Raw genomic sequence first — 21,584 nt, forward strand, 5'->3', positions numbered from 1 at the left:
ACTAGGCTTTATCAGGTACATGGCCAGACAAGGACCTGTCTGCGCCGATGCCTCAAGGAGCCGTTATGCGCATCACCCCGTCCCATGACCGGTGGCTGAACCTCAACAATCTGTTATCCGCGCTGTTGGCGCAAAATCGTATCCAGCAAAGCTGCGCCACGCAGGCAATGGTACGCAGTCGCGAAGCGTCCAGTGCCACCCTCCACCCCCTGGTATTTCTTGCGCAGCAACAATTCTGCGATCCCGATCGGGGAGGCAGGATTCTCGATCTTGAAACCCTCACTGCCTGGCTCGCCAACCATGCAGGGCAACCCTACCTGCGCCTTGATCCGCTCAAGGTCGATGTCGCCACCGTGACCGGAGCAATGTCCTTTGCCTTCGCCCAGCGGCATGGAATCATCGCGGTGGCGGCCGATGCCTCAGCCATCACAGTTGCCAACACCCAGCCCTGGGTCAGCAGTTGGGAGGCCGATTTGCGCCAGTCGCTCAAGCGCCCTATCAGACGTGTCATTGCCAACCCCCTGGAAATCCAGCGCCTCAACGTAGAGTTTTTCCAGCTGGCCAAATCGGTCAATGGGGCTGTACTCAACGATCAGAAGACCAGCCCGCCGGCCAATTTCGAACAACTGCTGACCTTGGGCGCAGGCGAGCGGGAACCGGATGCCAACGATGCGCACATCGTCAATATCGTCGACTGGCTGTTTCAGTACGCCTTTGAACAACGCGCCAGCGATGTCCACCTGGAGCCCCGCCGTGAGCAAGGTTGCGTGCGCTTTCGGATCGACGGCGTGCTGCATGATGTTTACCACTTCCCGCCACAGGTAACGATGGCCGTTGTCAGTCGCCTCAAGAGCCTGGGCCGGATGAATGTTGCCGAAAAACGCAAACCCCAGGACGGCCGGATAAAAACCCGCCTGCCCCAGGGTGCTGAAGTGGAACTGAGGCTCGCCACCCTGCCCACCGCCTTTGGCGAAAAAATGGTGATGCGTATTTTTGACCCGCAGGTCCTGCTCAAAGATTTCGACCAGTTGGGCCTCTCCCCGAACGACTTGCAACGCTGGCAGCACATGACCACCCGGCCCAACGGCATTATTTTGATCACCGGCCCCACCGGCTCGGGTAAAACCAGCACCCTGTATGCAACGCTCAAGCAACTGGCCACCCCCAAAATCAACCTGTGCACCCTCGAAGACCCCATCGAAATGATCGAGCCGGCGTTCAATCAAATGCAGGTTCAGACCAACATTGACCTGACCTTCGCCAACGGTGTGCGGGCGCTGCTGCGCCAGGACCCGGATATCATCATGCTCGGTGAGATACGTGATCTGGAAACCGCCGAAGTGGCTATTCAGGCTGCACTCACCGGGCATCTGGTGCTCTCGACCCTGCATACCAACGACGCTCCCGGCGCCATCAGCCGCCTGCAAGAACTCGGGGTTGCCCCCTATCTGATAAAGGCCACATTGCTGGGTGTCATGGCCCAGCGACTGGTCAGAACCTTGTGCCCGGAGTGCAAGACCGAACATCCGCCGGCTCCCGACGAATGGCAGGATTTTGCCCCGGCCTGGGCCGGGGCAGCACCGGACACAATCTGCCGGGCCGTTGGTTGTGCGCAGTGCCGCGAAACCGGTTACACCGGGAGGGTCGGTGTTTACGAAGTCATGGTCATAAGCGAAAAACTCAGGGGGCTGATTGGCCGCGAAACCGACCTCAACGCCATTCGTCGCCAGGCAGGTGCACAAGGAATGCTCAGCCTCAGGCTTGCTGCGGCCCTAAAAGTTGCAGACGGGGTGACCTCACTGCAAGAAGCACTGCGAGTCACCCCGCATGCTTGAGTTGTTTTGACTAAAATCCAGGGAGTTGGACAATTTTCTAGATCGCTACGCTTCACGCTCGTTTGTTTCTTACACCTCAAAAACAAGGAATGGTTATGCAAGTGGGTACTGTGATCCTGTTATTTGTCGCCCTGGCCATTGCCGTGCTCTTTATGGGCTTCAAGGTGGTGCCGCAAGGTTATCAATGGACGGTGGAACGCTTCGGGCGATACACCAATACCCTCAAGCCGGGCCTGAACATCATCATCCCGGTGATGGATCGTATCGGACGCAAGATCAACGTCATGGAAAGCGTGCTGGATATCCCCCCACAAGAAGTGATTACCGCCGATAACGCCACGGTACAAATCGATGCCGTGTGTTTCTTCCAGGTGGTCAACACGGCGCAAGCCGCCTATGAGGTCAACAACCTCGAGCATGCCATTCGCAACCTGCTGCAAACCAACATCCGCACCGTGCTGGGTTCCATGGAGCTGGATGCCATGCTCAGCCAGCGTGACGGCATCAATGAAAAACTGTTGCGCACAGTCGATGAAGCAACGGCACCGTGGGGCATCAAAATCACCCGTATCGAGATCAAGGACATCAGCCCGCCGGCCGACCTGATGGCCGCCATGTCCGGGCAAATGAAAGCCGAGCGTATCAAGCGTGCGCAAATTCTTGAAGCTGAAGGGCTAAGGGCCGCAGCAATCCTCACCGCCGAAGGCAAAAAACAGGCACAGATCCTCGAAGCCGAAGGGGGCCGCCAGGCAGCGTTCCTCGAAGCCGAAGCCCGCGAACGCCAGGCCGAAGCCGAAGCCCGCGCCACACAAGTGGTGTCGGAAGCCATTGCCTCAGGCAACGTGCAGGCGATCAACTATTTTGTTGCACAAAAATATATCGATGCGCTGGGCAAACTGGCTTCTGCCAACAACAGCAAGGTCATCCTCATGCCGCTGGAAGCCAGCCAGGTGATCGGCGCCGTGGGAGGCATCAGCGAAATCGTCAAAGCCACCTTTGATACCAGGAAGGCCTGATACATGTGGGAGTTTCTGCAAGACCTGAACTTCTGGGACTGGCTGGCTCTTGGCACGGTACTGCTGATTCTGGAGGTATTCGGCGCCGGTGGTTATCTGCTGTGGGTGGGCCTTGCTGCCCTGATTGTGGGCGGCTTGACGTTCCTGGCCCCGGAGCTGCCCTGGACACTGCAATTGCCGCTGTTTGGCGTGCTGGCGATCCTCACGGCGGTATTCTGGTGGCGGCGCCAACGTGGCACTGGGGAGAGTGGCGACCAGCCGAACCTCAACCGCCGCGGTCATGAGCTGATCGGTCGTACTTTTATCGTGCAACAGGCGATTGTCGAAGGGCGGGGCAAAATCAAGGTAGGGGACAGCGTATGGATGGCAGTAGGGCCTGACGCTCCGGTGGGAACATCGGTACGCGTAACCGAACAAAACGGAGCCGTGTTGAGCGTAGAAATTGTGCCGTAAGGTTACGGAACTCCTGCGCACTATTGGCAATCAAATACTATAGCTAATCTATCCGGAGTCACCGTCATGCGTCTCAAATATGCTGTTGCCGCTATCGCCTTGCTGTCCCTGCCTGTTGGTTCGGCCATGGCCGACAGCTTCTGGCGTAATGTGCTGTCTTCCGGCGCAACCACCGGGTCCACTTACCTGACCTTCAAAAAAGACCGCAAAGTCATCGCAGCTCAAGATGACGCCGGCAGTTTTGTCGCCAGTAACGGATCAATTCGTGGCCCGTACCTGGAGTCGGCCATGCAACAAGTGCGCGCCGATAACCCGAACCTGAAAGTCAGCGATATGGACCTGGCTAACGCGATTCTGGTTAAAAACGCCACGGCTGAGTAAACACCTCCATCTGTGGATTCTCTGTTGCAGGTCAAGCCTTATTGTGGGAGCGAACCTGCTCGCGAACGACCTTCGCGAGCAGGCTCGCTCCCACAGTTGCAGTTTTCCTGTAGCAGCTGCCGAAAGCAGCTGCTACGCAATACGGCCCTTGCTCATTCAGCCGCCATACAGAATTTTCACCAGCTGTGAGTGATCCTGCGGGTATGATCTTGAGCGCTATGCTGTTGCTCTTTGGTTACTCAAATTCACTCACATCGGACGTCATGCCTCTATGAGCTCGCTGCCTTTCCTGCCGTTTTCCAAACCCACCATTGATGAAGCCACCATTGCTGCCGTGGGCGACGTGTTGCGCTCGGGCTGGATCACCAGCGGGCCCAAGGTGCAGGCATTCGAAGCACAATTGTCCGAGTATTTTGGCGGGCGCCCGGTGCGCACTTTCAACTCCGGCACTTGCACCATGGAAATCGCTCTGCGCATTGCCGGAATCGGTGCTGGCGATGAAGTCATCACCACGCCTATTTCATGGGTCGCTACTGCCAATGTGATTATCGAAGTCGGTGCCACGCCGGTGTTTGCCGATATCGACCCGGTAACCCGCAATATCGATCTTAACAAGCTCGAAGCAGCCATTACCCCGCGCACCAAGGCCATCATTCCGGTGTACCTGTCGGGCCTGCCAGTGGACATGGACGCGCTCTACGCAATTGCCAAAAAGCATAACCTGCGCGTGGTTGAAGATGCGGCCCAGGCCCTGGGCTCCAGCTGGCAAGGTGAGCGCATTGGCGCACGCGGCGATTTCGTTTCTTTCAGTTTTCAGGCCAACAAGAACATCACCTCATCCGAAGGTGGTTGCCTGGTACTGAACAATGAAGAAGAAGCGCGGCTGGCCGAAAAATACCGCCTGCAAGGCGTTACCCGTACCGGTTTCGACGGCCTGGATGTCGACGTGCTGGGTGGCAAGTTCAATATGACCGACATTGCGGCTGCGATTGGTCTGGGCCAGTTCGCCCATATCGAAACCATCACCGCCCATCGTCGGGCGCTGGCCAAGCATTACTTTGAGTGCTTCGGGTCGGATTTTGAAGCGGAATACGGCGCGCAACTGCCGGTGGCGGATTTCAACAACACCAACTGGCATCTGTTCCAGCTCGTGCTGCCTGAGCGCAAGGATGGTCAACCGGCGCGGGCGACCTTTATGAAAGAAATGCAGGCATTGGGCGTGGGCATCGGTTACCACTACCCGCCAATTCACTTGCTCAGCCTGTACCGCGCGCAGGGCTTTAAAGAAGGGATGTTCCCGGTGGCCGAACGTGTCGGGCGCCTGATCGTATCATTGCCGATGTTTACGGCGATGACCAAGGCCGATGTAGAGCGTTCGGTAGCAGCGGTGAAAGCAGTTCTGCAAAACGCCTGACCTCCCTGTGGGAGCGAGCCTGCTCGCGAAGCTTGTTCGCGAGCAGGCTCGCTCCCACAGTTGAGATTCTTTTGCTCGTTACTCGCCGATTGCAGCCTTGTAGCCGGCAGCGTCCAGCAGTTTTTCCAGCTCGGCGGTGTTGCTTGGCTTGAGCTTGAAAATCCAGCTGGTGTACGGCTCGCTGTTCAGCGACTCAGGGCTGTCAGCCAGCGCTTCATTGACGGCAATCACTTCGCCCGACACCGGCGAGTAGATGTCGGAAGCGGCTTTTACCGACTCCACAACACCCGCGGTATCGCCAGCAGCGAATACTTTGCCAACTTCAGCCAGCTCAACAAACACCACATCCCCCAAGGCTTCCTGAGCGTGATCGCTGATGCCTACGGTAACCGTGCCATCTGCTTCCAGACGGGCCCACTCGTGACTTTCAGCAAAGCGCAACTCGGCAGGGATCAGGCTCATATTCAGTGTCCTCAAGTATAAATGTCAGCGGCATGCACTCTGTGCACGCCCGCCAGTAAACGTTAGATCAAGGCTTTGCCAAGACGAACAAAAGTCGGTTTGACTACGCGAACCGGGTACCACTTGCCACGAATCTCAACCTCGGCACGGTCAGCCGTTGCCATCGGAACTCGCGCCAGAGCGATCGATTTGCTTAGCGTGGGAGAGAAACTACCACTGGTGATCTCTCCTTCGCCAACATTGGCGATGCGAACCACCTGATGGGCGCGCAAAACACCCCGCTCTTCAAGCACCAAACCCACCAGTTTGAGCTGCACGCCACCGGCCTTTTCGGCCTCCAGCGCTTCGCGCCCCACGAACTTGCGTGAAGCAGGCTCCCAGGCAATGGTCCAGGCCATATTGGCGCAAAGGGGGGACACCGACAGGTGGATATCCTGCCCGTAGAGGTTCATGCCGGCTTCCAGGCGCAAGGTGTCGCGGGCGCCAAGGCCGATCGGTGAAATACCGGCGCCGACCAGATCGTTGAAAAAAGCCGGGGCCTGATCGGCCGGGAGCACGATTTCAAGGCCGTCTTCGCCGGTGTAGCCGGTGCGGGCAATAAACCAGTCGCCACAGCTCTGCCCTTCAAAGGGCTTGAGCTGCTGGATCAGTTGGGCACGGGCCTGGCTCACCAGCTCGGCGACCTTATGTCGCGCCTGTGGCCCCTGAATGGCCAGCAGGGCCAACTCTGGACGCTCCTGCAGTTGCACGTCATAGCCCTTAAGCTGAGCCTGCATCCAGGCCAGATCCTGATCGCGGGTGGCGGCGTTGACGATCAGCCGGTAACCGCCAGGCATCAGGTAGACGATCATGTCGTCGACCACGCCGCCCTGCTCGTTGAGCATGGCGCTGTACAAGGCGCGACCGGGGGTGTTCAGTCGTTCGACATCGTTGGCCAGCAAATACTGCAACCATTGCTTGGCCTGAAGCCCGGTGATGTCGATCACGGTCATATGCGAGACATCAAAAACCCCACAGTCGCGGCGCACCTCATGGTGCTCCTCAACCTGCGAGCCGTAATGCAAAGGCATATCCCAACCGCCAAAATCGACCATCTTCGCGCCTAGGGCGAGATGCAGGTCATACAGAGGCGTACGCTGTCCCATGGGTTTCTCCTTCCGGGCTTGGCGAAGGTGCGGACAGGCTGCGGAGCATTTCAAGCCAAACAAGCGGCTTTTTTACATCACGCAGAAACCTGGCCTGACAGACAGACCGCACCGAATGCCGCGCATTGTAGCCGCATGCAGGAGGACTGACACCTAACCGATGCGATGGGCCGAGCGTCGAATCAAACCGATGACCGGTAACAAACCGACCAGTACCAGGGTCAAGGCCGGCAGCGAAGCCCGCGCCCACTCACCCTCGCTGGTCATCTCGAAGATGCGTACGGCCAGCGTATCCCAGCCAAACGGGCGCATCAGCAAGGTCGCCGGCATCTCCTTGAGCACATCAACAAACACCAGCAGCGCAGCGCTCAAGGTGCCCGGCAGCAGTAATGGCAGATACACCTTGAAAAACAGTCGCGGGCCACTGACGCCCAAACTGCGGGCGGCTTCGGGCAAAGACGGACGAATCCGCGCCAGGCTGTTTTCCAGCGGCCCATAGGCCACGGCAATAAATCGCACCAGATACGCCAGCAACAGGGCCGACAGGCTGCCCAGCAGCAACGGTTTGCCCGCACCGCCCAGCCACCCCGAAACAGGGATCACCAGTTCGCGGTCCAGATAACTGAACGCCAGCATGATCGACACCGCCAGCACCGAACCCGGCAAGGCATAGCCCAGGTTCGCCAGGCTGACCCCGGCACGGATAGCCGGGGTTGGCGCCTGGCGTCGGGCAAAGGCCAGCACCAGCGCCACGCTGACGGTAATCAGCGCCGCCATTGCCCCCAGATACAGGGTATGCACGATCAAACCGACATAACGCTCGTCCAGATCAAAGCGCCCGCGCTGCCAGAACCACACCACCAGTTGCAACATCGGGATCACGAATGCACAGGCAAACACCAGCAGACACCAGCCACTGGCCAGCCATGCCTTGGGCCCGCTCAGGTGGTAAAGGGCAGTGACCCGTGGTCGCTCGTTGCTGGCACGGCTGGCCCCCCTGGCGCGGCGCTCGCCGTAGAGCACCAGCATGACCACCAGCAACAGCAAACTGGCCAGTTGTGCTGCCGTCGACAGACTGAAAAAACCGTACCAGGTCTTGTAAATAGCCGTGGTGAAGGTGTCGAAGTTGAACACCGACACAGCACCGAAATCAGCCAGGGTTTCCATCAAGGCCAGCGCTACGCCGGCACCAATTGCCGGGCGCGCCATCGGCAATGCCACGCGCCAGAATGCCTGCCACGGGCTTTGCCCCAGCACCCGTGCCGCTTCCATCAGGCCTTTGCCCTGGGCCAGAAACGCCGTGCGCGCCAGCAGGTAGACATAGGGGTAGAACACCAGAATCAGCACGGTGATCACCCCCCCGGTTGAGCGCACCCGAGGCAGCCGCAAGCCCATGCCGAACCACTCGCGCAGCAGGGTCTGTATGGGCCCGGCGAAGTCCAGCAAGCCCACAAACACAAACGCCAGCACATAGGCGGGAATCGCAAACGGCAGCATCAACGCCCAGTCCAGCCAGCGCCTGCCAGGGAACTCACAGAGGCTGGTCAACCAGGCCAGGCTTACGCCCAACAGCGTGACGCCGATGCCCACACCGACGATCAGTGTAAGGGTGTTGCCCAGCAGGCGCGGCATCTGCGTGTCCCACAAGTGGCTCCAGATCTGGGCATCAATGCTTTGCCAGGACAGCAGCAACACGCTCAGCGGCAGCAGCACCAGGGCAGCAATGACAAAAACCAGCGGGTACCAGCGACGTTGGGCAGGATGGGCCACGAAAAACTCTCGGAGGTGGATGGGACGACGTGAAAACAAATGTGGGAGCGGGCTTGCTCGCGATGCAAACACCGCAGTTTCCAATGAAACCCGGCGATGCTATCGCGAGCAAGCCCGCTCCCACAGGTATTACTTCAGATTTTGATCAGTTCCAGCCAGCACGGTCCATCATGCGGATCGCTTCAGCCTGGCGCTTGCCTGCCACTTCAACCGGCAGTGCATCGGCCTTGAAGCTACCCCAGCTCGCCACTTCCGCCGAAGGTGGAACGCTTGGGTTGGCCGGAAATTCCTGGTTTACGCCAGCGAAAATCGATTGGGCTTCAGGGGTGGTCATCCACTCCACCAATGCCTTGGCCGCTTCAGGATGCGGCGCGTACTTGGTCAGGCCAATACCCGACAAGTTGACGTGAACGCCACGATCCGCCTGGTTGGGCCAGAACAGCTTCACCGCCAGATCGGGCTTCTGCTTGTGCAGGCGACCGTAGTAGTAAGTGTTGACGATGCCCACGTCACATTGCCCGGCGTTGATGGCTTCAAGCACGGCGATGTCATCCGAGAACACGTCTGTGGACAGGTTGTTGACCCAGCCCTTGAGGATTTCTTCGGTTTTCTCGGCGCCATTCACTTCGATCATGGTGGCGGTCAGCGACTGGTTGTAAACCTTCTTGGCAGTGCGCAGACACAAGCGACCTTCCCAGTTCTTGTCGGCCAAAGCCTCATAGGTCGACAGTTCTTCTGGTTTAACCCGGTCCGTCGAATAGGCGATAGTCCGTGCGCGCAGGCTCAGACCAGTCCACTCGTGAGAAGAAGAGCGATATTGCGGCGGGATATTTTTGTCGATCACCTCGGAGGTGAACGGTTGCAGGATGCCCATTTGCTCAGCTTGCCAAAGGTTACCGGCATCCACGGTTAGCAACAGATCGGCGGTGGCGTTTTGCCCCTCGGCCTTGATGCGCTGCATCAGCGGCGCTTCCTTGTCGGTGATGAACTTGACCTTGACCCCGGTTTTCGCGGTGTAGGCATCAAATACCGGTTTGATCAGTTCGTCGATACGCGAGGAGTAAACCACCACCTCATCGGCAGCAGAAACACCGCTCGCAAAAACGGTCAGGGCCAGGGCAGTCAGTAGACGCTTGCGTGCCAACATGAGGGGCGGTCTCTCTTAATGCGAATCGGGCGTAAATGGTAGTGAATCACATTTGCCATCTCAACCTAACTCGCCCCGGAGGAGTTACCAGATGTTACGGCCTGGCCAACGGCGGCAGGTCGCCACTCAGGCCCAGTGCCTGACGCACAAACAGGGCCTTGGCCTCGGGCATTTTATCCACCCATTTCAAACCGGTGTTGCGCAACAGGCGGGCGGTCAGGGAGTCGGCCTGGAACAAGCGTTCAAAGCCCTCCATCGCCGCCATCAGCGCCAGGTTGTGGGGCATGCGCCGCCGCTCGAAACGGCTCAGCACACGCACATCCGCCAAACGTTCGCCACGGTCCACCGCGTGCATCAGCACATCGGCCAGCACTGCTGCATCCAGGAAGCCCAGGTTCACGCCCTGCCCGGCCAGCGGGTGGATGGTGTGCGCCGCATCACCGATCAACGCCAGGCCTTCGGCGACATAGCGTTTGGCATGGCGCTGGCGCAGTGGCACGCATACCCGTGGATCGGCACTCAGCACACTGCCAAGACGACCTTCAAAAGCCAGCTCCAGCTCACGACTGAACGCTGCGTCATCCAGCGTCATCAGGTATTGGGCTTGTTCGGGGGTGGTCGACCATACGATCGAGCACCAGTCCTGCTGACCGTCACGCTCGAGCGGCAAGAATGCCAGCGGCCCTTGGTCGGTAAAACGCTGCCAGGCGGTCTGCTGGTGCGGTTCTGCACACCGTACGCTGGTGACGATAGCGTGGTGCTGGTAATCCCACTCACGGGTTTCACAGCCGGTGAGGCGACGTACGGCCGAGTTGGCGCCATCAGCGGCAATCACCAGCGGCGCCCGCAAGGTGCGGCCATCGGCCAGGGTCAGCAGCCAGTCGTCGCCGGAACGGCGCATCTGCTCCAGGCGTGAATTGGCCAGCATTTCAATACAACTGCCCTGCAGGCACTCCAGCAGTGCGTCCTGCACCACACGGTTCTCGACGATATGGCCCAGCACGTCCGCATGCACGCTGGCTGCCGAAAAGTGGATCTGCCCGGTGCCGCTGCCATCCCACACGTGCATATGCGAGTACGGGCTGGCACGGCGGTGGATGATGCCGTCCCAGGCGCCCAGACGCTGCAAAATGCGCTGGCTGGCCGCCGACAGGGCACTGACCCGAGGCTCGAACGGCGCTTCGCTGGCAAACGGCTTGACGCTCAGCGGGCCACCGTCGAGCAGCAGGATTTTCAGCCCGCTGTCCTTGAGCGCCAGCGCCAGTGCGCTTCCGACCATTCCGGCCCCAACAATCAGCAGATCTGCGCGCATTTCCATGCTTTAAGCCTGTCTCGCTAGCGGCGTACGCCGCACCTGAAAAAATGGATCGACACGGGGCAAGCTCGCCCCGGTCGTCATCAACTGTCTGCGCGGGTGCCCAGGCCCATTGCCTGACGGGCAAACCAGCGCTTGGCCGGTGGCAACAGGTCAAGGCCTAGAAGGCCCAGGTTGCGACCAAAGGACACCAGTGGCTGCTCACTGCCAAACACCCGCGTCACCTTGTCGGAGAAGCCGATGGTCAGTTGCTGGTCGAGTTGCTGCGCCTGTTGATAACTCAGCAGGGTGGCGAAATCCCCGGGTTGCTTGTCACTGCCCAACAAGGCATCGGCCAGCGCCCGGGCATCGCGCAGGGACAGGTTGAAACCCTGTCCGGCAATCGGGTGCAGGCTGTGGGCCGCATTGCCCAGCACCGCCAGATGAGGACGTACCTGCTCCTGCGCTTCAATCAGCGTCAAAGGATACAGGTGCCGCGCCCCCACTTGTTTGAGGGTGCCCAGACGATAGCCAAATACGCCCTGCAACTCGCTGAGAAAGCTGCGCTCATCCAGGGCTGCCAGACGCTGCGCGTCCATCCCCAAACGCGTCCACACCAGCGCGCAGCGGTTGTCAGGCAATGGCAGCAAAGCCATCGGGCCTTCTTCGGTAAAACGTTCGAACGCCATGCCAGCATGGGGCTGGCTCGGCGTGATATTGGCTATCAGCGCGCTCTGGTTGTAGGGCTGCTGACGCACATGGATGCCCAGTTTCTCGCGCAACCCCGAACGCCCACCATCAGCCAGGACGGCGAGATCGCAGTCCAGCGTGGTTTCGTCGTTGAGGGTCAGGCGATAGCCATCATCCAGCGGTTGCATGTGGATAACTTCAGCCGGGCAACGCCAGCTGATCACGTCCGGGTCCAGGCTTTTCCACAGGCACTGGCCCAGCCAGGCGTTTTCGACCACATACCCCAGCGCCGGAACACCTTCTTCACTGGCCGACAAGCGAGCCGTCGAGAAGCGCCCGCGATCGGATACATGAATATCCTTGATCGGCTCACCGCGTTCAGCAATAGCCTGCCACAGGCCCAAGTGTTCATAGATCAGCCGGGCACCATAGCTGAGCGCCGAAGAGCGGGCATCGTAGCTTGGCTGATAGGCGTTGCCGGGGGCGAACGGCTCGATCAATACGATTTTCCAGCCACGGGCCCTGGCCCCGGCCTGCAACGCCAGCGCCAGGCTCGCCCCCACCAGACCGCCACCGATAATGGCCAGATTGACGCGGCTCATGCCGCGCCTGCCATCAACGCTTCGATCTCGGCGACAGTTTTTGGCACGTCGCCCGTCAGGATTTCACAGCCATGTTTGGTGACCACTACGTCGTCCTCGATTCGCACGCCGATGCCGCGCCATTTTTTCGCGACATCGAGGTTGCCGGGGCTGATATAGATACCCGGCTCGACGGTCAGGGTCATGCCCGCCTCCAGCACGCGCCACTCACCCTCGACCTTGTATTCACCCACGTCATGCACATCGAGCCCAAGCCAGTGGCCAGCACGGTGCATGTAAAACGGCTTGTAGGCCTCGCTGGCGATCAGTTCGTCAACGTCACCCTGCAATAGCCCCAACTCCACCAGCCCGGCGGTAATTACCCGGACTGTGGCTTCATGGGCCTGATTCCAGTGTTTATCAGGGGCAATTTCGGTAATTGCCGCCTCTTGTGCAGCCAGAACCAGCTCGTAGATCGCTTTCTGTTCCGCTGAAAAACGGCCGTTGACCGGGAACGTACGGCTTATATCGCTGGCGTAGCAGTCGATCTCGCAGCCAGCATCAATCAACACCAGATCGCCGCTTTTGAGCAGTGCATCATTCTCCTGGTAATGCAGGATGCAGCTGTTATCGCCAGAGGCGACGATCGAGCCATAGGCTGGCATTTTTGCCCCGCTTTTACGAAATTCGTAATCCAGCTCTGCCTCCAGGCTGTACTCATGCAAACCGGCGCGGCTGGCCTGCATTGCACGCACATGGGCGCGAGCCGAAATTTGCGCCGCATGGCGCATGACCTTGAGCTCTGCCGCCGATTTATACAGGCGCATGTCATGCATCAGATGATCCAGAGCAACGAATTCGTTGGGCGGCTGGGCACCGAGGCTGGCCTTGGAACGAATCGCGTTGATCCACTCCATCAGATTGCGATCGAATTCGGGATTGCCGCCCATCGCCGAATACACCCGGCTGCGGCCTTCGATCAGGCCCGGCAGGATGTCGTCGATATCGGTGATCGGGAACGCGTCGTCAGCACCGAAGTCGCGAATTGCGCCTTCCTGCCCGGCCCGCAGGCCGTCCCACAATTCACGCTCGGCGTTGCGCTCGCGACAAAACAGCACGTACTCGCCATGTGCCCGGCCCGGAATCAGGACGATCACGGCCGCAGGCTCGGGAAAGCCGCTCAGGTACTGGAAATTGCTGTCCTGGCGGTAAACATGTTCGACATCGCGATTGCGAATGGCCACCGCCGCAGCGGGCAGGATCGCAATGCTGTTGGGCTCCATCTGCGCCATGAGTGCCTTGCGGCGACGTGCGTATTCCGATTTCGGGATATGGATCATGGGCAGACGGTTTCCCTCTTGTCGATCAATCAGTGCAGCGAAGGCTTGGCTGGCGCGGCGTCAGCAGTTTTTTTGGTTTCGGTGAACAGCAACAGCGGCGCGACGCGCAGGTATTCCATCACTTCCATATAGTCGCTTTCGCCGTCTTCAGACTCTTCCAGGGCATCTTGCACCTGAGCGATGGCGGCCAGGTCGCGCAGCACTTCGTTGGCTTCATCGCTCAGCGAATAGGCGCGGCGGGTCAGACCGAAACCGGACAGGAAACCCTGGCACCACTGGCCCAGGGCAGCAGCGCGCTCGGTCAATGGTGCGTCGTCGGTCGGCAGCAACAGCACGACGGTCATGTCGTCACTGGTCAGCTCACCCTTGACCATCTCTTGCAATCCGATCAAGGCATTGCGTACGTTGTCTTGTGGCTCACCAGCCAACAGTTCGGCAGCTTCGACCAGCCAGGCGTCGGCATCGAAACCGGCACCGGCACAGCTGCGACCCAGCAGGTGGCCATGCAGTTCGGCAGGCGAGACGGAGTGGCCGTTGGCGGTCAGCAGGGTTACAAAGGCTTGATACGGGGAATTCTGAATAGGCATGGTCAGCTAGGCGCCAAGCGGCGCTATGTCTAGAATGGAGGGCTTGTATCCTAGCATCGGCAGCCGTGCCAGACCATCGAGGCGTCAACTCGTTTGACAGTCACCGCCCATCAGAAAATACACAGTAGGACACAATGGAAGACACCGACCTGCATGCACTGATGGCTAGACTCGAGTTGCTGATTAGCCGAGTCGAGCAACTTAACCGTCAAAACGCACTCTTAACTGCTCAGGAAAAGACTTGGCGCGAGGAACGCGCGCACCTCATTGAAAAAAACGAAATCGCCAGAAACAAGGTGGAATCGATGATTTCGCGCCTCAAAGCCCTGGAGCAAGACTCATGAGTTCAAGCAGTAGCGTCACCGTGCACATCCTCGATAAAGAGTATTCGATCATGTGCCCCCAGGAAGAACGCAGCAACCTGGTGAGCGCCGCCCGCTACCTGGACGGCAAAATGCGCGAAATTCGCAGCAGCGGCAAAGTCATTGGCGCCGACCGTATCGCCGTAATGGCTGCACTGAATATTACCCATGATCTGCTGCACAAGCAGGAAGTCGCCGAAGTTCAGACCAGCAGCACTACCCGAGAACAGGTACGCGACCTGCTCGATCGCGTTGATCTGGTGCTGGCCACTGATCCGAGCGAACGCCAAAGCTGATTCAAATCGTTACTTTGGGGTATACTCGCGCCACTCCCTGGAGTATTCGCCAGTTAGCGATGTCCCTGAGCCGATTCGCACTACCCTGGAGCTTGCACGTTGGGCCGGTGTGCATGTCCGCTAGACGGAAAGCCTTAAGGTCTACTGCAACTTCCACCTTGAACTTTCGGGTTCAAGGGCCAAGCCGACAGCGGTACGTCGGGGAGCCTGATTTCCTAGCGCAATGCCAGCCAACTGCTGGCATTGGCTTGCACGAGCCACCACCCGGTGTCTCGATCCTGAACAGCACGCCATATGAACGAACCTGCGCCGCCTTCCCGCCCGCAACTTCGCCGAATCCTGCGCAAAGCCCGCCGCGACCTGTCGCCCTGCGAGCAACGCCAGGCAGCCCGTGGCCTGTACCGGCAACTGGCGCAACACCCGCTGTTTCGCCGCGCCAAACACATTTCGCTGTACCTGCCCACTGACGGTGAAATCGATCCGCGCCTGCTCCTGCGCGAAGCTCAGCGTCGGGGCAAAATCACCTACCTGCCGGTTCTCAGTGCCTGGCCGAAAACTAAAATGGTCTTTCAGCGGGTCGCCCCCGGCGAAAAGCTGATCCCCAACCGTTTCCGCATTCTTGAACCCCGTATCAACCGCGCACGCCAACGCAAGGTCTGGGCGCTGGACCTGGTGCTGCTACCACTGGTGGGGTTTGATGCGACGGGGGGACGGCTGGGCATGGGCGGCGGTTTTTATGACCGCAGCCTGGCCTATCAGGCAAGACGCCAAAGCTGGCGCAAGCCGACACTGTTGGGGCTGGCCCACGAATGTCAGAAAGTGGCGTGCCTGGACCAGGCCAGTTGGGATGTCCCTTTGCAGGGCACGGTCTCGGACAGGCAGTGGTACGTCGCCCACTGACAATCAAGGCATCACTGACAAAGCGATGCCCAGGAATCAGTTTTTAGCGTTTGAAGGGTTGTACTTGCTGTTGCGCCAGCTCAATCGGCGCGTCTGTCGAATTTGACCAGAGACTTTGCGCGTAGCCTGTTGTAACCACACCCAAACCGAACAAAATAACCAGCATCCACAGTAAATCCGGTTTGCGTTTCATCGATTGCCCTCCTTCAGGCAAATCAACACGATGACAGCAACGGTTTTTGTTATAGGCCGTGCAGCAGCGTCAAGCTTAAAAGGCGGGCATTTTGCGGCAACACGCACACGCAAGCAAACGCTGACGTCAACCGACTGTCGGTTTAGCCAAATGTTGCCGGACAAAATAATCACAGCATGTTTCTGGAGTATAGAAGATGGCTTATTGGCTGATGAAATCCGAGCCTGACGAATTTTCGATCAAGGATTTGCAAAAGCTCGGCGAAGCTCGCTGGGACGGTGTGCGCAACTATCAGGCGCGCAATTTCATGCGAGCCATGGCGGTGGGTGACCTGTTCTTTTTCTACCACTCCAGTTGCCCCGAGCCAGGGATTGCCGGAGTAGGCCGAATCGTCCAGGCCGCTTATCCGGACCCGACGGCCCTGGACCCTGAAAGTCATTACTTCGACCCCAAGGCCAGCGTCGAGAAAAACCCGTGGAGCGCACTGCAGGTCGCCCATGAGCAGACCTTTCCCCGGGTGATCAAACTCGACTACCTCAAACAGCAAAGCGCTCTGGCCGAAATGCCGCTGGTGCAAAAAGGCAGCCGCCTTTCAGTGATGCCAGTGACGGGCGAGCAATGGGCTGTGGTGATGGGGTTGCTGTAAAGCGGATCGCTGTGGGAGAGGGCTTGGTGTGGGAGCGGGCTTGCTCTCGATTCAGACGGTGTGGTTTATCAGGTGAGCCGCAGCGATCCCATCGCGAGCAAGCCCGCTCCTACAACACTCCGGCTCTGCACCTGACAAGCAGCATCCGATTTTAGCGTCTACGCTCTGGACTTCCTTTGACTGGCATCAAGTCGCAATCGGCTTGAAACCGTCAAACTAGAGCGCTCTGTGACACAGGATGTTGGCATGTCTAGCAATCACCGTATTTCCCATTATTTCGTTATCCCTTTGGCTGTCTTGCTGATCGCAGCAGGCGGGTTCGGTTATTGGAAATCCCAGCACGACCGCCTCCCCGAAGGCATCAGCATGGGCAACGGCCGCCTCGAAGCCACAGAAGTGCAAATCGCAGCAAAAATCCCCGGGCGTCTGGCTGAAGTGCTGGTTGACGAAGGCGACCGGGTAACCCAGGGCCAACTGCTGGCCCGCATGGACACCCGCACCCTGGAAGCCAGTCGTGCGCAAGCTGAAGCCGAAGTGCTGCGCGCCCGCCAGACCCTGGCCGCCAACGAAGCCAACGTGCAACTGCGCCAGAGCGAAAAACTGCTGGCCAGCCAGGAACTCAAGCGCTTTCGCCAACTGTCCCAGCGCGGTTTTGCCAGCGGTCAGCAACTGGATCAGCAACAAGCCCGATTCGACACCAGCAACGCAGCAGTAGTCGCCGCCCAGGCCCAGGTAGCGGCTGCCAAGGCCGCGATTGGTTCATCCCAGGCTCAGGTCGCACAGCTGACCAGCGAAATTGACGACAGCAGCCTGCGCGCACCGATCAACGGCGTGATCCAGCTGCGCCTGGCCGAACCTGGCGAAGTCCTCGGCTCGGGCGGCCGGGTATTTATGATGATCGACCCCGGCGACCAGTACATGAACCTGTACATGCCCGCTTCGGTGGTCGGCAAATTGACTGTGGGTTCTGAGGCACGCATCGTGCTCGACGCCCTGCCAGACCGGGCGCTGCCGGCCAAAATCACTTTTGTCGCAGCCAAATCCCAGTTCACCCCCAAAGAAGTTGAAACCCGCGACGAGCGACAAAAACTGGTATTCCGGGTAAAGCTGCGCCTCACCGACCCGGGTGCCGTGCCCCAGGCCAAACCGGGCATGCCGGGTGCCGGTTATGTGCGAACCGCCGATGTACCATGGCCGGCTAATCTGCAATGAATGATCTGGCGCTAAACGCCAGTGGCATCAGCCACAGGTACGGCAGCCAGCAGGCGCTGCTGGACATCACGTTCAGCCTGCCCAAAGGCACGCGCTGCGGGTTGATCGGCCCTGATGGTGCGGGCAAGTCGAGCCTGCTGGGGCTGATTGCCGGGGTCAAGAAGCTCCAGGAGGGCACCCTTGAGGTGCTCGGCGGCCCGATTGATAACCGCCGGCATCGCAACACCCTGTACCCGCTGATCGCGTTTATGCCCCAGGGCCTGGGTGGCAACCTTTACCCGGAACTGTCGATCAGCGAAAACATCCGCTTTTTCGGCACCCTGTTTGGCCTGTCGAAAGACGACTGCGAGCAACGCATGGCCGAACTGCTCAAGGCCACCGACCTTGAGCGTTTTGCCGAGCGCCCGGCGGGCAAGCTCTCGGGCGGCATGAAACAAAAACTTGGGCTGTGCTGCGCATTGATTCACGAGCCCGACCTGCTGATCCTCGACGAGCCCACCACAGGTGTCGACCCGCTGTCACGCCGACGCTTCTGGGAGCTAGTGGAAGATGTGCGCCGCCAGCGCCCGCAACTGACGCTGCTGGTGGCGACGGCCTACATGGAAGAGGCCGAGCAGTTCGAACACTGCCTGATGCTTGATCGCGGCAAGTTGATTGCCACCGGTCTGAGCCAGGAACTGGCGGCAGTCACCACAACCGGCAAGCTCGACGAGGCCTTCACCCACTATCAGGGTGACAGCGGCCACAGCAGCGAGCCACTGGTGATTCCACCGCGCACCAGCGACAACAGTGATATCGCCATTGAAGCCCACGACCTGACCCTGAGATTCGGCGATTTCACCGCAGTGAACAACGTCAGCTTTGCCATTGGCCGGGGCGAAATTTTTGGCTTTTTGGGCTCTAACGGTTGCGGCAAAACCACCACCATGAAGGTCCTCACCGGGTTGATGCCGGCCACCGAAGGCAGCGCCAAATTGCTGGGCAACCCGGTGAACGCCAAGGATCTGGCCACCCGCAAGCGCGTGGGTTTCATGTCGCAAAGCTTCTCGCTGTACGGCGAGTTGAGCGTGCGCCAAAACCTGGTGCTGCACGCACAACTGTTTGACTTGCCCAAGGCCGAAAGCGAGCCGCGTATCGAAGAATTGATCGAGCGTTTCGATCTCGGCGACGTGGCCACACAACAGTCCGGCGAGTTGCCCCTGGGTTTGCGCCAGCGCCTGTCTCTGGCGGTGGCTGTGCTGCATCGCCCGGAAGTGTTGATCCTCGATGAGCCGACTTCGGGCGTGGACCCGGCCGCCCGCGATGATTTCTGGCGCTTGCTGATCGAGTTGTCCCGCGAGCAAGGGGTGACCATCTTCCTGTCCACACACTTTATGAACGAAGCCCAGCGCTGCGACCGTATCTCGTTGATGCACGCCGGCAAGGTGCTGGCCTGCGACACGCCCGATGCGCTACAACACCAGTTCCAGGGCGATACGCTGGAAGCGGCGTTTGTCACCTGCCTGGAACAGGCCCAGAACGACCAGGACGCCAGCGCGGCCTCTTCTCCCGAGCCTGTCGCCACGCCTGCGGTCAATTCGCCGCCACCGGTCAGCAAAAGGGGTTTCAGCCTGACCCGGCTGATTGCCGTGGCCAGTCGCGAATCCAAAGAGTTGCTGCGCGACAAGGTGCGCATGGCCTTTGCCTTGCTGGGCGCGCTGTTCATGATGGTGATTTTTGGCTACGGCATTTCGCTGGACGTGGAAAACCTCGCCTTCGCCGTCTACGACCAGGATCAGAGCCCGCAAAGCCGCGCCTATCTCGAGGCATTCCGCGGCTCCCGGTATTTCGAAGAACACACGCCGATCCGCAGTGCAGATGAGTTGCACAAACGCCTGCAACGCTCGGAAATAAAAATTGCCCTGGAAATCCCCCCGGGGTTTGGCCGGGATTTGTATGCCGGGCGCCAGCCTACGGTTGCCGCATGGCTTGATGGCGGCATGCCATTTCGCGCCGAAACCAGCCGCAGTTATGTGCAGGCCGTGCATCAGGCCAACCTGGAACAATTGGCCACATTGAGTAGCCAGGCACAAAACCGGCAAGCCTCAGTCAAACTGGAAACCCGTTTCCGCTACAACCAGGATGTGATCAGCGTCAATGCCATCGGCCCCGGCGTGATGGCGCTAATCCTGGCGTTTATCCCGGCCATGCTGACCGCGCTGGGCATTGTGCGAGAAAAAGAGCTGGGCTCCATCACCAACTTCTACGCCACACCCCTGACACGCCTTGAATTCCTGCTGGGCAAACAGGCGCCTTATCTGGCGGTGAGCCTGGTCAACCTGGCGTTGCTGGTGGCCATGAACCGCTGGCTGTTTGGCGTACCGTTCAAGGGCAGCGGCTTGACCCTGGCGCTGGGCGGGCTGCTGTATGTACTGTCGACCACCAGCATGGGCCTGCTGATTTCCGCCTTCACCCGCACCCAGATCGCCGCGATCCTGGGCACCATGATCATCACCAGCCTGCCGACCATTCAGTTTTCCGGGTTGCTGGTGCCGCGCTCCTCACTCGAAGGAGCCTCGGCGGTAATGGGCATGCTGTTCCCGGCCGGGCATTTCCTTGATATCGCAGTAGGCACCTTCACCAAAGCGCTCGACCTGCGCCAACTGTGGCCGCAATGCCTGGCATTGTTCGGCTTTTTTGTGGCGTTTACCGGGTTGAGCCTGATCATGCTCAAGAAGCAGGAGGTTTGATGCACAAGTTCTCGCACATCCTGCGCCTTGGCCTTAAAGAACTGACCAGCCTGCGCCATGACAGCGTGCTGCTGATGTTCTTGCTCTATGCCTTTACCGTGGCGATTTATATGCCAGCATCGAGCTCGATCATCGGCGTGCACAACGCCAGCGTTGCCATCATTGATGAAGACCATAGCCCTCTGTCACGCAAGCTCAGTGAGTCGCTGCTGCCCCCGGAGTTCAAAACCCCACAAGCCTTGCCTTATGACCAGCTCGATCAGGCCATGGATAACGGCCAATACACCTTTGTGATCAATGTACCGGCCAACTTCCAGGCCGACTTGCTGGCAGGCCGCCAACCCGGCCTGCAGGTCAACGTCGATGCCACCGCCATGAGTCAGGCCTTTATGGGCGCAGGGTATATCGGGCAGATTTTCCAGCGTGAGCTGCTCAACTATGCCGGCCAGGGTGACGCAGCGGCGAAAGCCCCGGCGTTGATCTCCAGCCGGGCATTGTTCAACGCCAATCTGGAAGGCGGATGGTTTTTGGCGGTGATCCAGATCGTTAACAACATTACCATCCTGGCCATTGTGCTGACGGGCACCGCGTTGCTGCGCGAGCGCGAACACGGCACCCTCGACCACTTGCTGGTACTGCCGCTGACGGCGCTGGAAATCATGCTGGCAAAAATCTGGAGCAACATGCTGGTGGTGGTGCTGTGCACCTGGGTGTCGCTGGAAGTCATCGTGAAATGGGCGCTGGGCGTGCCACTGTCGGGGTCGCTGACCCTGTTTTTGCTGGTTACCGCGCTGTACTTGTTTGCCAGTACCGCACTGGGGATATTCCTTGCGACCCTGGCCCGCTCAACACCGCAGTTCGGTTTGCTGGCCATCCCGGTGATCATCCCGATGCTCTTGCTCTCGGGCGGCAGTACGCCGCTGGACAGCATGCCTGTGTGGTTGCAATGGGTGATGCAGTGCTCGCCGTCGACCCACTTTGTAAGCCTGAGCGCAGCGATACTGTTTCGCGGTGCGGGTGTGAACGTAGTGTGGCCAGACTTGCTGGCCCTGGCCGGCATCGGCCTGGTGTTCTTCGCCATTGCCCTGGCGCGGTTTCGCAAGAGTCTGGCGTCGTAACCACGGGCACGGG

Annotated in this window: 21 protein-coding genes and 1 other RNA gene; 13 read left to right on the forward strand and 9 right to left on the reverse strand. The window is 59.4% G+C overall.

What is annotated here, in order from left to right; genetic code table 11:
* Nucleotides 1–65: 65 nt before the first annotated feature.
* From V6L81_RS02245 to V6L81_RS02265, 5 genes are all read left to right on the forward strand, one after another.
* Nucleotides 66–1,835: a GspE/PulE family protein gene (locus V6L81_RS02245; RefSeq protein ID WP_317757351.1), complete on the forward strand. Its 1,770-nt coding sequence runs from the start codon at nt 66–68 to the stop codon at nt 1,833–1,835.
* A 95-nt stretch (nt 1,836–1,930) separates the two neighbouring features.
* On the forward strand, nt 1,931–2,851 hold the full coding sequence (locus V6L81_RS02250; protein WP_095000727.1) for an SPFH domain-containing protein: 921 nt from the start codon (nt 1,931–1,933) through the stop codon (nt 2,849–2,851).
* 3 nt (nt 2,852–2,854) lie between these two features.
* The gene (locus tag V6L81_RS02255; protein ID WP_095017786.1) at nt 2,855–3,304 is read left to right on the forward strand and encodes an NfeD family protein; all 450 of its coding nucleotides are present in this window, start codon (nt 2,855–2,857) and stop codon (nt 3,302–3,304) included.
* Nucleotides 3,305–3,370: 66 nt separating this feature from the next.
* Nucleotides 3,371–3,685 carry a DUF2388 domain-containing protein gene (locus V6L81_RS02260; RefSeq protein WP_095000725.1) on the forward strand — a complete coding sequence of 105 codons (315 nt, stop codon included), beginning with the start codon at nt 3,371–3,373 and terminating at the stop codon, nt 3,683–3,685.
* A gap of 271 nt (nt 3,686–3,956) precedes the next feature.
* The gene (locus V6L81_RS02265) at nt 3,957–5,099 is read left to right on the forward strand and encodes a DegT/DnrJ/EryC1/StrS aminotransferase family protein (RefSeq protein WP_095017787.1); all 1,143 of its coding nucleotides are present in this window, start codon (nt 3,957–3,959) and stop codon (nt 5,097–5,099) included.
* A gap of 78 nt (nt 5,100–5,177) precedes the next feature.
* Here V6L81_RS02265 and gcvH read toward each other — a convergent pair whose 3' ends face one another.
* From gcvH to V6L81_RS02305, 8 genes are all read right to left on the reverse strand, one after another.
* On the reverse strand, nt 5,178–5,561 hold the full coding sequence (gene gcvH, locus V6L81_RS02270) for a glycine cleavage system protein GcvH (protein ID WP_095000723.1): 384 nt from the start codon (nt 5,559–5,561) through the stop codon (nt 5,178–5,180).
* Nucleotides 5,562–5,623: 62 nt separating this feature from the next.
* Nucleotides 5,624–6,706, reverse strand: a complete 1,083-nt coding sequence (gene gcvT / locus V6L81_RS02275; RefSeq protein WP_095000722.1) for a glycine cleavage system aminomethyltransferase GcvT — start codon at nt 6,704–6,706, stop codon at nt 5,624–5,626.
* 153 nt (nt 6,707–6,859) lie between these two features.
* Nucleotides 6,860–8,476 (reverse strand): iron ABC transporter permease, encoded by a 1,617-nt coding sequence (locus V6L81_RS02280; protein ID WP_095000721.1) that lies wholly within the window; start codon nt 8,474–8,476, stop codon nt 6,860–6,862.
* A gap of 145 nt (nt 8,477–8,621) precedes the next feature.
* Nucleotides 8,622–9,623, reverse strand: a complete 1,002-nt coding sequence (locus V6L81_RS02285) for an extracellular solute-binding protein (RefSeq protein WP_095000720.1) — start codon at nt 9,621–9,623, stop codon at nt 8,622–8,624.
* A gap of 94 nt (nt 9,624–9,717) precedes the next feature.
* Entirely contained in the window at nt 9,718–10,935 is a 1,218-nt protein-coding gene (locus tag V6L81_RS02290) for a 2-octaprenyl-3-methyl-6-methoxy-1,4-benzoquinol hydroxylase (protein ID WP_179291770.1), read from the reverse strand.
* Between the two features lie 86 nt (nt 10,936–11,021).
* On the reverse strand, nt 11,022–12,209 hold the full coding sequence (gene ubiH, locus V6L81_RS02295; RefSeq protein WP_095017789.1) for a 2-octaprenyl-6-methoxyphenyl hydroxylase: 1,188 nt from the start codon (nt 12,207–12,209) through the stop codon (nt 11,022–11,024).
* On the reverse strand, nt 12,206–13,528 hold the full coding sequence (gene pepP / locus V6L81_RS02300; RefSeq protein ID WP_338660452.1) for a Xaa-Pro aminopeptidase: 1,323 nt from the start codon (nt 13,526–13,528) through the stop codon (nt 12,206–12,208). The genes ubiH and pepP overlap by 4 nt, the downstream gene beginning before the upstream one ends.
* A gap of 29 nt (nt 13,529–13,557) precedes the next feature.
* Nucleotides 13,558–14,115 (reverse strand): YecA family protein, encoded by a 558-nt coding sequence (locus tag V6L81_RS02305; RefSeq protein WP_095017790.1) that lies wholly within the window; start codon nt 14,113–14,115, stop codon nt 13,558–13,560.
* 134 nt (nt 14,116–14,249) lie between these two features.
* Here V6L81_RS02305 and V6L81_RS02310 point away from each other — a divergent pair, with 134 nt between their 5' ends.
* The 4 genes from V6L81_RS02310 (at nt 14,250) to V6L81_RS02325 (ending at nt 15,673) form a co-directional block, all read left to right on the forward strand.
* Nucleotides 14,250–14,459, forward strand: a complete 210-nt coding sequence (locus V6L81_RS02310) for a TIGR02449 family protein (protein ID WP_095000715.1) — start codon at nt 14,250–14,252, stop codon at nt 14,457–14,459.
* A complete protein-coding gene (locus V6L81_RS02315; RefSeq protein WP_095038706.1) occupies nt 14,456–14,773 on the forward strand; it encodes a cell division protein ZapA in 318 nt (105 codons plus the stop codon). The genes V6L81_RS02310 and V6L81_RS02315 overlap by 4 nt, the downstream gene beginning before the upstream one ends.
* 31 nt (nt 14,774–14,804) lie before the next feature.
* Nucleotides 14,805–14,982, forward strand: a non-coding RNA gene (gene ssrS, locus V6L81_RS02320) — 6S RNA.
* Between the two features lie 85 nt (nt 14,983–15,067).
* Complete coding sequence (locus V6L81_RS02325; RefSeq protein ID WP_095017791.1) at nt 15,068–15,673, forward strand: 5-formyltetrahydrofolate cyclo-ligase; 606 nt, start codon at nt 15,068–15,070, stop codon at nt 15,671–15,673.
* A 43-nt stretch (nt 15,674–15,716) separates the two neighbouring features.
* Here the strand turns inward: V6L81_RS02325 and V6L81_RS02330 are convergent, their stop codons facing one another.
* Nucleotides 15,717–15,866: a hypothetical protein gene (locus V6L81_RS02330; protein ID WP_095000712.1), complete on the reverse strand. Its 150-nt coding sequence runs from the start codon at nt 15,864–15,866 to the stop codon at nt 15,717–15,719.
* Nucleotides 15,867–16,062: 196 nt separating this feature from the next.
* Between V6L81_RS02330 and V6L81_RS02335 the strand changes: the two genes are divergently transcribed.
* The 4 genes from V6L81_RS02335 (at nt 16,063) to V6L81_RS02350 (ending at nt 21,571) form a co-directional block, all read left to right on the forward strand.
* Nucleotides 16,063–16,512, forward strand: a complete 450-nt coding sequence (locus V6L81_RS02335) for an EVE domain-containing protein (RefSeq protein WP_095000711.1) — start codon at nt 16,063–16,065, stop codon at nt 16,510–16,512.
* Between the two features lie 246 nt (nt 16,513–16,758).
* Nucleotides 16,759–17,724: an HlyD family secretion protein gene (locus V6L81_RS02340; RefSeq protein ID WP_095000710.1), complete on the forward strand. Its 966-nt coding sequence runs from the start codon at nt 16,759–16,761 to the stop codon at nt 17,722–17,724.
* Nucleotides 17,721–20,453 (forward strand): ribosome-associated ATPase/putative transporter RbbA, encoded by a 2,733-nt coding sequence (gene rbbA / locus V6L81_RS02345; RefSeq protein WP_338660453.1) that lies wholly within the window; start codon nt 17,721–17,723, stop codon nt 20,451–20,453. The genes V6L81_RS02340 and rbbA overlap by 4 nt, the downstream gene beginning before the upstream one ends.
* The gene (locus V6L81_RS02350) at nt 20,453–21,571 is read left to right on the forward strand and encodes an ABC transporter permease (RefSeq protein WP_095000708.1); all 1,119 of its coding nucleotides are present in this window, start codon (nt 20,453–20,455) and stop codon (nt 21,569–21,571) included. The genes rbbA and V6L81_RS02350 overlap by 1 nt, the downstream gene beginning before the upstream one ends.
* Nucleotides 21,572–21,584 lie beyond the last annotated feature (13 nt).

Source organism: Pseudomonas bubulae (genome assembly GCF_037023725.1).
Classification (GTDB): Bacteria; Pseudomonadota; Gammaproteobacteria; order Pseudomonadales; family Pseudomonadaceae; genus Aquipseudomonas; species Aquipseudomonas bubulae.

Coding starts and splice junctions, on each gene's coding strand:
- V6L81_RS02285 (WP_095000720.1), bottom strand. CDS start 9,623: ATGTTGGCACGCAAGCGTCTACTGACTGCCCTGGCCCTGACCGTTTTT.
- V6L81_RS02310 (WP_095000715.1), top strand. CDS start 14,250: ATGGAAGACACCGACCTGCATGCACTGATGGCTAGACTCGAGTTGCTG.
- gcvT (WP_095000722.1), bottom strand. CDS start 6,706: ATGGGACAGCGTACGCCTCTGTATGACCTGCATCTCGCCCTAGGCGCG.
- pepP (WP_338660452.1), bottom strand. CDS start 13,528: ATGATCCATATCCCGAAATCGGAATACGCACGTCGCCGCAAGGCACTC.
- ubiH (WP_095017789.1), bottom strand. CDS start 12,209: ATGAGCCGCGTCAATCTGGCCATTATCGGTGGCGGTCTGGTGGGGGCG.
- V6L81_RS02260 (WP_095000725.1), top strand. CDS start 3,371: ATGCGTCTCAAATATGCTGTTGCCGCTATCGCCTTGCTGTCCCTGCCT.
- V6L81_RS02350 (WP_095000708.1), top strand. CDS start 20,453: ATGCACAAGTTCTCGCACATCCTGCGCCTTGGCCTTAAAGAACTGACC.
- V6L81_RS02305 (WP_095017790.1), bottom strand. CDS start 14,115: ATGCCTATTCAGAATTCCCCGTATCAAGCCTTTGTAACCCTGCTGACC.
- V6L81_RS02325 (WP_095017791.1), top strand. CDS start 15,068: ATGAACGAACCTGCGCCGCCTTCCCGCCCGCAACTTCGCCGAATCCTG.
- V6L81_RS02255 (WP_095017786.1), top strand. CDS start 2,855: ATGTGGGAGTTTCTGCAAGACCTGAACTTCTGGGACTGGCTGGCTCTT.
- V6L81_RS02245 (WP_317757351.1), top strand. CDS start 66: ATGCGCATCACCCCGTCCCATGACCGGTGGCTGAACCTCAACAATCTG.
- gcvH (WP_095000723.1), bottom strand. CDS start 5,561: ATGAGCCTGATCCCTGCCGAGTTGCGCTTTGCTGAAAGTCACGAGTGG.
- rbbA (WP_338660453.1), top strand. CDS start 17,721: ATGAATGATCTGGCGCTAAACGCCAGTGGCATCAGCCACAGGTACGGC.
- V6L81_RS02250 (WP_095000727.1), top strand. CDS start 1,931: ATGCAAGTGGGTACTGTGATCCTGTTATTTGTCGCCCTGGCCATTGCC.
- V6L81_RS02315 (WP_095038706.1), top strand. CDS start 14,456: ATGAGTTCAAGCAGTAGCGTCACCGTGCACATCCTCGATAAAGAGTAT.
- V6L81_RS02290 (WP_179291770.1), bottom strand. CDS start 10,935: ATGCGCGCAGATCTGCTGATTGTTGGGGCCGGAATGGTCGGAAGCGCA.
- V6L81_RS02335 (WP_095000711.1), top strand. CDS start 16,063: ATGGCTTATTGGCTGATGAAATCCGAGCCTGACGAATTTTCGATCAAG.
- V6L81_RS02340 (WP_095000710.1), top strand. CDS start 16,759: ATGTCTAGCAATCACCGTATTTCCCATTATTTCGTTATCCCTTTGGCT.
- V6L81_RS02330 (WP_095000712.1), bottom strand. CDS start 15,866: ATGAAACGCAAACCGGATTTACTGTGGATGCTGGTTATTTTGTTCGGT.
- V6L81_RS02265 (WP_095017787.1), top strand. CDS start 3,957: ATGAGCTCGCTGCCTTTCCTGCCGTTTTCCAAACCCACCATTGATGAA.